This window comes from Methylophaga sp. (assembly GCF_965655755.1).
GTDB lineage: Bacteria > Pseudomonadota > Gammaproteobacteria > Nitrosococcales > Methylophagaceae > Methylophaga.
This window is the reverse complement of record NZ_CBFHHW010000027.1, coordinates 19,564-31,972: the sequence shown is the minus strand read 5'-3', so window position 1 is coordinate 31,972 and position 12,409 is coordinate 19,564. Positions and strand designations below refer to the sequence as shown.

Annotated in this window: 13 protein-coding genes and 1 riboswitch; of the genes, 10 read left to right on the top strand and 3 right to left on the bottom strand. The window is 46.4% G+C overall.

Features of this window, described 5'->3' with window-relative positions; all coding sequences use genetic code 11:
* From ACTF5U_RS09645 to prmB, 4 genes are all read left to right on the top strand, one after another.
* The coding region (locus ACTF5U_RS09645; protein ID WP_438971418.1) for an orotidine 5'-phosphate decarboxylase / HUMPS family protein at positions 1 to 187 on the top strand (187 nt) is incomplete at its 5' end.
* An 11-nt stretch (positions 188 to 198) separates the two neighbouring features.
* Positions 199 to 738 carry a 6-phospho-3-hexuloisomerase gene (gene hxlB / locus ACTF5U_RS09640; protein WP_438971417.1) on the top strand — a complete coding sequence of 180 codons (540 nt, stop codon included), beginning with the start codon at positions 199 to 201 and terminating at the stop codon, positions 736 to 738.
* Positions 739 to 877: 139 nt separating this feature from the next.
* Positions 878 to 2,284: a 3-isopropylmalate dehydratase large subunit gene (leuC, locus tag ACTF5U_RS09635; RefSeq protein WP_438971416.1), complete on the top strand. Its 1,407-nt coding sequence runs from the start codon at positions 878 to 880 to the stop codon at positions 2,282 to 2,284.
* Positions 2,281 to 3,207 carry a 50S ribosomal protein L3 N(5)-glutamine methyltransferase gene (gene prmB, locus ACTF5U_RS09630; protein ID WP_438971415.1) on the top strand — a complete coding sequence of 309 codons (927 nt, stop codon included), beginning with the start codon at positions 2,281 to 2,283 and terminating at the stop codon, positions 3,205 to 3,207. Before leuC ends, prmB begins: the two co-directional genes overlap by 4 nt.
* Here the strand turns inward: prmB and ACTF5U_RS09625 are convergent.
* Both ACTF5U_RS09625 and mutH read right to left on the bottom strand, forming a co-directional pair.
* Positions 3,204 to 4,511 (bottom strand): diguanylate cyclase, encoded by a 1,308-nt coding sequence (locus ACTF5U_RS09625; RefSeq protein WP_438971414.1) that lies wholly within the window; start codon positions 4,509 to 4,511, stop codon positions 3,204 to 3,206. The genes prmB and ACTF5U_RS09625 overlap by 4 nt on opposite strands.
* A gap of 58 nt (positions 4,512 to 4,569) precedes the next feature.
* Complete coding sequence (mutH, locus tag ACTF5U_RS09620) at positions 4,570 to 5,241, bottom strand: DNA mismatch repair endonuclease MutH (RefSeq protein ID WP_438971413.1); 672 nt, start codon at positions 5,239 to 5,241, stop codon at positions 4,570 to 4,572.
* 75 nt (positions 5,242 to 5,316) lie between these two features.
* Between mutH and ACTF5U_RS09615 the strand changes: the two genes are divergently transcribed.
* A complete protein-coding gene (locus tag ACTF5U_RS09615; RefSeq protein ID WP_438971412.1) occupies positions 5,317 to 6,240 on the top strand; it encodes an ABC transporter ATP-binding protein in 924 nt (307 codons plus the stop codon).
* Positions 6,237 to 7,019: an ABC transporter permease gene (locus tag ACTF5U_RS09610; RefSeq protein WP_438971411.1), complete on the top strand. Its 783-nt coding sequence runs from the start codon at positions 6,237 to 6,239 to the stop codon at positions 7,017 to 7,019. The genes ACTF5U_RS09615 and ACTF5U_RS09610 overlap by 4 nt, the downstream gene beginning before the upstream one ends.
* Here ACTF5U_RS09610 and dusA read toward each other — a convergent pair.
* Positions 7,016 to 7,999 carry a tRNA dihydrouridine(20/20a) synthase DusA gene (gene dusA / locus ACTF5U_RS09605; protein WP_438971410.1) on the bottom strand — a complete coding sequence of 328 codons (984 nt, stop codon included), beginning with the start codon at positions 7,997 to 7,999 and terminating at the stop codon, positions 7,016 to 7,018. The genes ACTF5U_RS09610 and dusA overlap by 4 nt on opposite strands.
* Before the next feature lie 85 nt (positions 8,000 to 8,084).
* Between dusA and ACTF5U_RS09600 the strand changes: the two genes are divergently transcribed.
* The 4 genes from ACTF5U_RS09600 to metF all read left to right on the top strand — a co-directional run bounded on the left by ACTF5U_RS09600 (position 8,085) and on the right by metF (position 12,407).
* Positions 8,085 to 8,774, top strand: coding sequence for a M48 family metallopeptidase (locus ACTF5U_RS09600; RefSeq protein WP_438971409.1), 690 nt, complete (start codon positions 8,085 to 8,087; stop codon positions 8,772 to 8,774).
* A gap of 54 nt (positions 8,775 to 8,828) precedes the next feature.
* Positions 8,829 to 8,906: riboswitch (S-adenosyl-L-homocysteine riboswitch) on the top strand.
* Positions 8,907 to 9,000: 94 nt separating this feature from the next.
* A complete protein-coding gene (metK, locus tag ACTF5U_RS09595) occupies positions 9,001 to 10,164 on the top strand; it encodes a methionine adenosyltransferase (RefSeq protein ID WP_438971408.1) in 1,164 nt (387 codons plus the stop codon).
* Between the two features lie 14 nt (positions 10,165 to 10,178).
* Positions 10,179 to 11,489 (top strand): adenosylhomocysteinase, encoded by a 1,311-nt coding sequence (gene ahcY, locus ACTF5U_RS09590; protein WP_438971407.1) that lies wholly within the window; start codon positions 10,179 to 10,181, stop codon positions 11,487 to 11,489.
* A gap of 63 nt (positions 11,490 to 11,552) precedes the next feature.
* Entirely contained in the window at positions 11,553 to 12,407 is an 855-nt protein-coding gene (metF, locus tag ACTF5U_RS09585; RefSeq protein WP_438971406.1) for a methylenetetrahydrofolate reductase [NAD(P)H], read from the top strand.
* Positions 12,408 to 12,409: the final 2 nt, after the last annotated feature.

The window sequence follows — 12,409 nt, the reverse complement described above, 5'->3', positions numbered from 1 at the left end:
CCTGAAAACCATCACAGGTTTGGGTCTGAATGTTAAAGTTTCTGTTGCTGGTGGTATCAACAAAGACACCATCCAAAGCACAGTTCAAGCTGGCGCTGCAATCGTTGTAGTTGGTGCTGCAATCTATGGCGCACCTTCTCCAGCAGACTCTGCTAAAGAACTGCGTGCTTTGGTTGACGCAGCATAAGGAATAGAAAAATGACAATGCATCGTGATCTAGTTGTTAACAAAATCACTGATATTCTTGGTGCTACTGACAGCTCACTTGAATCAGAATTCGTCTCTATGTGTGATGGTGCCAAGCGCATCTTCATTACTGGTGCGGGTCGTTCAAAATTAGTTGGTAACTTCCTTGGTATGAGGTTGATGCATAGTGGTTATACCGTTTATGTTCAAGGTGAAATCAGCACACCAAGTATCCGTGAAGGCGATTTATTGATCGTTATCTCAGGTTCTGGTGAAACAACGCAGTTGGTTTCATTCGCGAACAAAGCTAAATCAGAGAACGCTAAAGTAGTTTTGATTTGTTCAAAATCAAGTTCAACGATTGGTGATATGGCGGATAAAACAATTCAAATCGGTAACGATAATAGCTTTGCTCCCACAAAGGGCATGCCTATGGGTACCATGTTTGAATTGTCTACATTGATTTTCTTGGAATCAATCGTTTCTCATCTAATTCATGAGAAAGGTATTCCTGAAGAAGAAATGAAATATAGACACGCTAATATGGAATAACCACCTTTTTCCTTAGCAAAATAAAAAACGGGCAATCTTCGGGTTGCCCGTTTTTTTATGTCTAACGATCACGCTAATAGAGCTTCGTTCATTGAAAGGGTATAATGAGCAGTTATCCATAATATTAATTTGAAGACCTATGTCAGCCAAAACGCTTTACGATAAACTCTGGGAACAACATGTTGTACGCACCGATGGAGATGGCACAGCGCTCATCTATATCGATCGTCATCTGGTTCACGAAGTCACCTCACCGCAAGCCTTTGAAGGTTTGCGTCTGGCGCATCGTCTTCCGTATCGGCTGAATTCAATTCTGGCAACGCCTGATCACAATGTCCCCACCTCAGACCGTGACAAAGGCATTGCCGATCCCGTTTCCCGATTACAGGTAGAAACGCTCGACAAAAACTGTCATGAATTCGGTATCACCGAGTTTGGTCTTGATGATATGCGTCAGGGTATTGTGCATGTTGTGGGCCCTGAGCAAGGCGCCACCCTGCCTGGGATGACGGTTGTATGTGGTGACTCCCATACCTCAACCCATGGTGCTTTTGGTGCACTGGCATTTGGAATTGGTACCTCAGAAGTCGAACATGTCATGGCAACACAGTGCCTGATTCAGCGCAAATCAAAAAATATGCAGGTGCGCGTTGAAGGTCATGTTAACCCCGGTATTACAGCCAAAGATATCGTGCTGGCCATTATCGGCAAAATCGGTACAGCCGGTGGCACCGGCTATGCCATTGAATTTGCCGGTGAGTCTATTCAGGCATTAAGTATGGAAGGTCGAATGACCGTCTGTAATATGACTATTGAGGCCGGTGCCCGCGCCGGGATGATTGCAGTTGACGACACAACTATTTCGTATCTGAAAGATCGTCCGTTTGCACCGCAAGCTAAGGATTGGGATAAAGCGGTTGAGGCATGGTCTGATTTGCATTCGGATGACGATGCCTTTTTCGATAAAGTTGTTGTACTCAAAGCTGAGGATATCAAACCACAAGTCACCTGGGGCACGTCACCGGAAATGGTGGTACCAGTGACAGCAAATGTGCCAGATCCTGAAGCTGAAACAGACTTGGTTAAACGTAATGGCATGGAAAAAGCGCTGAAATACATGGGCCTTGAAGCTAATCAAGCCATCACCAATATACAACTTGACCGTGTATTTATCGGCTCCTGTACCAACTCACGTATCGAAGATTTACGTGAGGCTGCCGACGCTATTAAAGGCGGTAAGGTTTCAGCAACACTTAAACAGGCTATGGTCGTGCCAGGTTCTGGTCTGGTAAAACAGCAGGCTGAACAGGAAGGTCTGGATAAAGTGTTTATCGAAGCAGGATTTGAATGGCGTGATCCAGGTTGTTCTATGTGTCTGGCAATGAATGCTGATCGCCTCGAAGCTGGAGAGCATTGCGCATCGACCTCAAACAGAAACTTTGAAGGTCGTCAGGGCCAAGGCGGTAGAACTCACCTGGTGAGCCCTGCTATGGCAGCAGCGGCAGCAATCGCAGGTCATTTTGTTGATATCACGCATAACGCATGATCGACTACCTTGCCGCTCAGAATGAGCTGAAAACATTGCGTGATTTCCTGCGCTGGTCAACATCACGTTTCATTGAAGCGGGATTGTTTTATGGTCATGGTAATGAGGATGCATTCAATGAAGCTTCTCAGTTAATTCTGAGCACATTATCGTTACCCGTGAATGAATTGCCCGAACCGTTTCTTGATGCGCGCCTGACAACAGCGGAAAAAAAATCCTTTTTGTTACTCGTTGAGAAACGTATCGAGCAGCGCATTCCCCTGCCCTATCTCACACATGAAGCCTGGTTTGCCGGTCTGCCTTTTTATGTCGATGAACGTGTATTGATTCCCCGCTCTCCCTTTGCGGAACTGATTGAGGCGGAGTTCCAGCCCTGGCTCAAGGAACCAGAGTCAGTCACAAAAATTCTCGATTTATGCACTGGTAGTGGCTGTATCGCTATCGCTCTGGCAATGGCCTTTGAGCAAGCTGAGGTGGACGCAGTTGATATAAGCCATGATGCTCTCGCTGTCGCCGATATCAATATTGCTAAACACCACTTACAGGATCAGGTTCGGGCAATTCAATCCGATTGTTGGGACAACATTGAACCTGTCCAGCAATATGACCTGCTTATCTGTAATCCCCCCTATGTCGGCGCTGAAGAAATGGCACGTCTACCTTCAGAATACCATCACGAGCCGGTTTCAGCCCTTGAAGCTGGCGACAATGGTCTCGCTCTGGTTGAGCAGATTTTGCTCAGAGCTGCTGACTATATGACAGATAAAGGCTTATTGTTTGTTGAAGTGGGTAACAGTGATCTGGCTGTCGATGAAAAATGGCCTGAGATGCCATTTTTGTGGTTAGATTTTGATCAGGGCGGCCACGGCATCTTTATGCTGGACAAAAGCCAGTGCAAAACGTTTCAGCAACGTTATCGTTAATCAGTTTCGTCTGTCACTGATTCATTTTCACGATACATTACGACACAATCTCTGCCGGCCATTTTTGCTTGATACATGGCTTTATCAGCAAGCTCAAACAGCGAATTAAGTGAATCTTTGGGTGTTTCACGTAATTCGGCAATACCAATACTCACGGTGATGCCTATGCCGGCTGGCTTTAACTTACGCAAGCGTGCCTGTGTTCGCTCCATCAGGCTGTTGGCGGCAATGACATCACAGCCGGGTAAAATAAAGATAAGCTCATCACCTGCCCAACGAGCAATCATATCCACATCTCGCACATGACGCTTTAACCAGGCGCCTAGTTCAGCAAGCAATTCATCGCCTCGCTCAAAGCCATGGTCTTCATTGATTTGTTTCAGGTGATCCACATCCATCACTGCCACCGATAACGTTCGATTAAAACGATAGGCTTCGCTGAAGTATTTACCCGCAAACTCCCTTAACGCATGCCGGTTGAATAAACCGGTCGTTTCATCAAGCATCGACAGACTATGCAGCGAATGTTGCTGTGTTTTCAGTTCTCTCAGAGTCTGATAACTGGTCACATGATTAAATACCCGCTGACGCAACTCCTCCCGAACTATAGGCTTAGAGACATAGTCATTGACGCCAAGATGAAAGAGCTCAATCTTGCGTGACATATTGTCAAATCCTGAAGTCGCAATAATTGGCACATTGCCGTATTCACTCTGCATACGACGAATTTTTCGTACCAGCGTGATGCCACTCATCCCCCCTTCAAGCATAATATCAGTGATAACCAGATCATAATCACCACCCTGAAAGGCATCCCATGCACTCTCGGCATAGTTGTAGGCATCAACATCCAGCCCCATATCCGTTAACAGATCGATAATAATAGTCTGTAAAACCCGGGAATCTTCAATGAATAAGACGCGACCTGATAGTTGCCGTGACTCTCGCTCACTGAGTCGGCTGAGATAGGTTTCCATCTCGATAATGTCGTGCTTGCTGAAAATATCAGTCGCGCCCGCCAATAGCGCCTGTTTAAGCACTTTGGAATTATCGTATTCGGTTAAAACCAGTAAGGTCGCAAAATCATAGCCATTCAGTGCACGTAGCTGACTGCAGAACTCACTGCTGGCAAAATCTCTGAGGTTATCTGAGCAACACACGAGTCGATATCGACTTAATCTGGCTTTCTCCAAGCCTTCCATTCCAGTCTGTGCAGATTCAACCTCGAACCCAGCTGCCACCAATAAATCCGTCAACTGCTCACAAAAATAATTGGAGCTATCTACTACCAGCGCGTTTAACATCGATTCTCTGTGCTTCCCAATTTATAATGTCATCCATGTACAGAAAGCAACATTATCATTATTTGAATTGTGTCGCGAGTAATTCACGGGTGAAGCTGGTTCGCAAATAAAACCCCTTCGGGTTAATCAAAGCGGTTTCCCCTTCATCCCCTCGCGTTTTCGCCATTACTCGACTGTGAGCTGCCTTGGGACGGATCTGAAGATATTGGCCTTCTTTAGCCGTAATATCAGCCTGTTCTCCCAGAACAATGCGATCCATCAACTCTTCCCAGTCTTGTCGTAAAACCGATTCCTGTTCATTCGAAGGCTGCCATAACCAGCCCAACCCCACATAACGTTCCGCAACAGGGGTAGCAGGTTCAGCCTCAACAGGTAACCATAATACGTGGCTCAACTTTTTTTTCACCCAACTATCCTGCCATTGCATATTACCGGATTCGGTCAACGCTACGGTGCAGACATAGGTGGACTCTTTAGGCTGTCCCAAGGCATTCAATGGTATCGTTTTAAGCTCAATACCCAAACCAGTAAAGTCCGGTTCCGCCTGATTACCAGCATCGGCGCCAAGATAGTTTTCCAGTAACTGGCCTACCCAACCTTTATGTCGCCTGAGATCATCCGGCACAGTAACCCCAAGCTCAATGGCGATCTGGCCCAATGTCTTTCCTGCCAGTTGCTGACAACGAAGCTTTAACTCGTGTTGATTTTCAGGTGGGCTCTTCAGTGTCATTTCAATTCCAAATTCTCAATACCGTATCGGACATGATAGTCTAGCGTTCTTTTATTTTGCCCGAAGAGAGGAGCTGTGAAAGCTTTATCTATCAATAATCTAAGCAAAACTTACGGCAATGGCTTTCAGGCTTTGAAACAGATCAGCCTGGATGTTGAGCAGGGTGATTTTTTTGCCTTACTGGGCCCTAATGGCGCCGGCAAGTCAACCACGATTGGTGTCACTACTTCCCTCATTACAAAATCAGCCGGTAGCGTTAAGGTATTCGATGCAGACCTCGATGACGATGCCGAACTCGCCAAAGGCTATATCGGGCTGGTTCCGCAAGAGTTTAACTTTAACGGCTTTGAGCAGGTCAAGCATATTCTTGTTGCTCAGGCTGGCTATTATGGCATGCCCGCCACTGAAGCTGAGCCTCGTGCCGATGAGTTACTCAAACAACTGGGTTTGTGGGAAAAGCGTCACACGGCATCCCGTGCCTTATCCGGTGGTATGAAACGACGCCTGATGATTGCACGCGCGCTGGTGCACAAACCTAAACTACTCATTCTCGATGAGCCAACTGCAGGCGTCGATATTGAATTACGTCGTTCGATGTGGACCTTTTTGCGTAAAATTAACAAAGAAGGCACTACCATTATTTTGACCACGCATTATCTGGAAGAAGCTGAGAACCTGTGCCGAAATATCGCCATCATCGATAAAGGTGAAATTGTTGAAAACACCGATATGAAAACGTTGCTTAACCGACTGGATAAAGAAACTTTTGTACTTGACCTGAAATACCCCCTCGTAGAAAACACGGATCTCAATAATCTTGACTACCATCGGGTGGATGACACCACCATTGAGATTGAAATCAGTCGCGGCGACTCACTAAACCGTATTTTTGAGCTGTTAAGTCAGCATGGTATTGAAGTGGTGAGTATGAAAAACAAAGTCAACCGATTAGAAGAATTGTTCTTGAATCTAGTTGAAACCAGCGAGCAGGCATCATGAATCAAACACGCCGACAACGCCATTGGGTCGCCTTTTCTACCCTGCTGAGACGGGAAATTCGTCGTTTCATCCGAATCTGGCCACAAACCATATTGCCGCCAGCTATCACCATGACCCTGTATTTCATTATTTTCGGCAACCTGATTGGCAGCCGTATTGGTGAAATGGGCGGCTTTAGCTATATGGAATACATTGTTCCCGGCATTATCATGATGGCGGTGATCAACAATGCGTATTCCAATGTAGCTTCGTCCTTTTTCAGCGCCAAATTCCAGAATCACATCGAAGAACTTATCGTGGCACCAATACCGAATTACCTGATCCTGGCGGGGTATGTGGCCGGTGGCACCGCCCGTGGTTTATGTGTGGGCCTGATTGTGACGTTAGTATCGCTATTTTTCACCCACTTGCCGATTGAGCATATCGGCATCACCATCAGTGTGGTGCTGTTAAGTGCTATTTTGTTTGCCTTAGGTGGCTTTATTAATGCCATTTATGCCAATAGCTTTGATGAAATCTCGCTGGTGCCGACTTTCATTTTGACGCCACTGACGTATCTGGGTGGTGTATTTTATTCAATCAGTCTGTTACCAGAGTTCTGGCAGAACGTTTCGTTATTGAATCCGATTTTGTATATGGTTAATGCATTCCGTTTTGGCATGTTAGGTGTGTCGGATATTCCCATTACTGCTGCTTTTAGTATCATTCTGCTCTTTATTGCCGTGCTGACAGCCTATGCTTTATACCTGCTCAAAAAAGGCACTGGCTTACGAAACTAACCGACTAAATCCAACGCTTCGCGAAGAATATGGATTCCTGCGCCTGGCAGGTGAGCATTTTCACTTAAATGTCGCCGCCAGCGACGGGCACCGGGTTGCCCCTGAAACACACCAAGCATATGGCGGGTAATCGATTTTAACGGACGTCCTTCCCGCATACGCTTTTCAATATACGGCAGCATAGCTTCGATGATCTGATGACGCGATAACACATTTCCATCCCCGGAGAAGACCGCAGTATCAGCGTCTGCTAACAGGTACGGGTTGTGATACACCGCTCTTCCCATCATCACACCATCGACATTTTGGAGATGCTGCCGCACGTCGTCCAGACTGTGTATACCGCCATTAATATCGATATGCAGCTGTGGGAAATCTTTTTTTATCTGATAAACCCGTTCGTAATCCAGTGGTGGTACATCGCGGTTTTCTTTCGGACTCAGACCTTTTAACCATGCTTTACGGGCATGCAAAATAAAAATTTCACACCCCGCCGCTGAGACCTTATCAATAAAGTCCGACAAAAATTCGTAACTATCCTGCTCGTCTATTCCCAAACGGGTTTTGACGGTGACAGGAATATCGACTTGTTGCTGCATAGCTGCAACACCCTCAGCCACTAAATCCGGCTCAGCCATCAAACAGGCACCAAATCGACCGGATTGAACCCGGTCACTGGGGCAGCCAACATTCAGATTGATTTCGTCATAGCCTGCGTCTTCTCCCATCCTGGCACATTCCGCCAGATCCTTTGGATCGGAACCACCCAATTGCAAAGCCAATGGATACTCCAACTCTTCATGTGCCAGAAAACGATCCCGGTCACCATGGATCAACGCTCCGGTGGTAACCATCTCGGTGTACAGCAGGCAATGGCTGGAAATTAATCGTAATAAATAACGACAATCGCGATCGGTCCAATCAAGCATTGGCGCAACAGATAGTTTTCTCGCGTTTGTCAGGGAAATTTCAGTGGTCATAGGACTTTAAGTTTTTCATTAAGCTGGCTATTTTCTCAAATCGCTAGCTAAAAATCTGCATCTTGTCCAAAATTAAGTGATGACTATGATTCAGGGCGACGGCTTTACTGTCGACATTATCCGCAGTAAGCGACGAAAAACACTGGCATTAGCCGTCGCAGATGGCAGGGTCAGTGTGCGTATGCCGGCAAAAATGGGATCGCAGCATGCCGAACGGTTTATTCGCGAAAAGACTCACTGGATACAACAAAAGCTCGCATTACATCCTCCTGTTACTAAAAAACAGTTTATAGAGGGTGAGACTTTTTTGTTTCTGGGCCAAGAGTTATTTTTAAAGTTAATCTCTGCGAGCAAACAAAATAAAGTTTCTGTCCGTGACAATGCATTGACAGTTGAACTGAAAAGCACTTCGCCTTCACAGGCCGTGATTCTCAAACATGTAACGGCCTGGTTTAAATCGCAGGCAAAACATCTCCTGGAGAAGCGTTGCCGAGAGCTTGCCAGGTCATCGGGATTACAACCAAAAGCCATATTCATCAAAACCTATAAAGCCCGCTGGGGAAGCTGCTCACGATCCGGTGAAATTCAATTCAACTGGAAGCTAATTATGGCGCCAGACTCCGTGATTGATTACGTTATTATTCACGAGCTTTGTCATCTCAGTCAGCACAATCATTCGCCCGCGTTCTGGCAATTGGTTGAGAACTTTTGCTCAGACTTCAAAGTCCATAGAACGTGGTTAAAAAACCACGGGCAAAATTTAACACTCGACTAAGTGTAAGTAGATGCCAGGCTTGTAATTTTTTCGGTATCAATTACTATATGCGACTTGAATAAGGAACGCTGCAACAGGGGATCACCTGCTAGGCTTATTCAGTTCTAAAATTTTCAACTGCGTTCATTATTAACAGGTAACTGATAGTAATGGGCGTGACATCGTACAACTCCACACCAAATCCCACTATCAACACCTAAGTCACATTGTATTGGGGAAGTTGACTATGAGTAGTAATTATCTTTTCACCTCTGAATCGGTGTCGGAAGGTCATCCGGATAAAGTCGCCGATCAGATTTCAGATGCCATTCTGGACGAAATCTTACGCCAGGATCCTCGTGCCCGCGTAGCGTGCGAAACACTGATCAAAACCGGTGCTGCCGTCATTGCCGGGGAAATCACGACAACGGCGTGGGTTGATTTAGAAGACGTCGTTCGCAAAACTATCACAGATATTGGCTACAACAGTTCAGACGTCGGCTTTGACGGTGAGACATGTGCTGTCATGTCACTTATCGGCAAACAGTCGGGTGACATTGCCATGGGCGTCGATCGTGATACCGAAGAGAATCAGGGTGCAGGCGATCAGGGCCTGATGTTCGGTTACGCCAGTAATGAAACGGATGTGCTAATGCCGGCCCCGATCACCTATGCGCATCGTCTGGTTAAACGTCAAGCTCATGTGCGTAAAAGTGGTGAACTCGGATGGCTGCGGCCTGATGCCAAAAGCCAGGTCACCTTTGCTTATGAAGATGGCAAACCTGTCGGCATTGATGCCGTTGTTTTGTCGACACAGCATAGTCCGGACATCTCACAAAAAGACCTTCAGGAAGCGGTGATGGAACTCATCATCAAGCCTGTTTTGCCTGAAGCGTGGCTGACGCCCAAAACTCAAATCCATATCAATCCAACCGGCCAGTTCATCATTGGCGGTCCAGTCGGTGATGCCGGTTTGACAGGCCGCAAGATTATTGTTGATACCTACGGTGGTATGGCACGCCACGGTGGCGGAGCCTTTTCAGGTAAGGATCCATCAAAAGTGGATCGCAGCGCTGCCTACGCTGGTCGTTATGTGGCTAAAAATATTGTCGCCGCGGGGCTGGCTGATCGCTGTGAAATTCAAATTTCTTATGCGATTGGCGTTGCTGAACCGACGTCTATCAGTGTCGACACCTTTGGCACCGGAAAAATTGCCCAGGACAAATTAGTCGCTTTGGTCAGAGAATATTTTGACCTGCGTCCCGTGGGCCTACTCAAAATGCTTGACCTGATTAAACCCATTTATCAGCCAACAGCAGCTTATGGTCATTTCGGCCGTGAAGATGCTGGTTTTAGCTGGGAAAAAACCGATATGGCTGACGCGCTACGCGACGCCGCTGGTCTTAAATAATTCAAGGAAATACCATGGAATCTGTTATTGAAAACATCACTCCTGACTATAAAGTCGCTGACATAAGTCTCGCTAAATGGGGTCATCAGGAAATTAAAATTGCTGAAAGTGAAATGCCTGGCCTGATGGCTTTGCGTGAAGAATATGCTGGCCAAAACCCGTTAAAAGGTGCCCGCATCGCCGGTTGTCTCCACATGACTATTCAAACGGCCGTATTAATTGAAACGCTGATTGATCTCGGGGCTGAAGTACGCTGGTCATCATGCAACATCTTCTCTACTCAAGATCACGCAGCAGCAGCCATCGCCGAGCAAGGCATTCCGGTTTTTGCCTGGAAAGGTGAAACTGAAGATGAAGCGGTCTGGTGTATTGAGCAAACCATCATTGGGCCAGATAACTGGCGCCCAAACATGATCCTGGATGATGGCGGTGATCTGACTCAGATCATGCATGACAAATACCCGGAATTACTAACAGACGTTAAAGGCTTGTCAGAAGAAACCACAACCGGTGTACACCGTCTTTATGAAATGATGCGTGACGGTTCCCTGAAAGTACCCGCTATCAACGTCAATGACTCGGTCACCAAATCTAAATTTGATAATCTCTACGGTTGTCGAGAGTCTTTATTGGACGGCATCAAACGCGCTACCGATGTAATGATCGCCGGTAAAATCTGCGTGGTTCTGGGTTACGGTGATGTCGGTAAAGGATGTGCTCAGGCATTTCGCGGCATGGGCGCCACGGTACTGGTGACAGAAATCGATCCTATCTGCGCGCTGCAAGCGAGCATGGAAGGGTATCGCATCGTTACGATGGATGATGCTGCCAGCATGGGTGATATTTTTGTCACCACAACCGGCAACATCGATGTGATTAACCATGATCATATGGTGGCAATGAAAAATGAATCGATTGTCTGCAATATCGGTCACTTTGACTCAGAAATTGATGTGGCATCGTTACGTCAATACGAGTGGGAAAACATTAAACCACAAGTGGATCACGTCATTTTCCCAGATGGTAAACGTATTATCCTGTTAGCAGAAGGTCGCTTGGTTAACTTGGGTTGTGCAACAGGTCATCCAAGCTTTGTCATGTCTGCCTCATTCACCAATCAGGTCATGGCACAAATTGAGCTTTGGAAAAACAGTGCTGACTACGAAAATAAAGTCTACGTCCTGCCTAAAAAACTGGATGAAAAAGTCGCACAACTTCACCTGGGCCGAATTGGTGCTAACCTCACCAAACTGACCGATCAACAATCCAAGTATCTGGGTCTTGATCAGAATGGTCCATACAAACCTGAGCATTACAGGTACTAATAATCTTTTAAGGTAGAATGGGCTGATTTTTATCAGCCCATTTTTTTAACTAAGTCTAAAAACATGTCTAAAAACCTGACTATCAGTTGCGAATTCTTTCCGCCAAAAACCGACAAAGGCATTGCCAATATACGTCGTGTGCGTGAGGAATTAAGGCCACTCGCCCCAGAGTTTTATTCGGTCACCTTCGGTGCGGGGGGATCCACCCAGGATAATACGCTGGAAGCCGTTATTGAAATCCAGAAGCAACAGCCTGAGACCGGCATTGATGCGGCACCGCATTTATCCTGTGTGGGGTCTAATGCCGACAGGTTAAGTGCTATTCTTGATACCTATCGCAATAATAATATCCGACGGATTGTTGCCCTGCGTGGTGACTTGCCTTCCGGTATGCGGGATCCGGGTGACTTCCGTTACGCCAATGAACTGGTGGATTTTATTCGTCAGCAAACCGGAGACTATTTCACTATCGAAGTAGCGGCCTACCCCGAAATCCATCCTCAGGCACAGACAGCTGAATTTGATTTGGAAAACTTCAAACGCAAAGTCGATGCTGGTGCCGATAGTGCCATTACGCAATATTTCTATAATATTGATGCCTATCGTTTCTTTCTGGATCGCTGCGAAAAACACGGTATTGATATTCCGATTATTCCGGGCATTATGCCGATTAATAACTTTGCACAATTGGCTCGTTTCTCGGCCGGTTGTGGTGCAGAAATTCCCCGCTGGCTGCGTAAACGACTGGAAGAATTCTACGATGACACTGAATCTATGAAAGCCTTTACGCTGGATTTTCTGACGCAATTCACCCAACAGCTAATCGATTGCGGCGTACCGGGTTTGCATTTCTATTCGATGAATAAAACCGAGCCTACTTTGACTGTTTGTGAACGACTGGGCCTGGTTAAGTCATAACG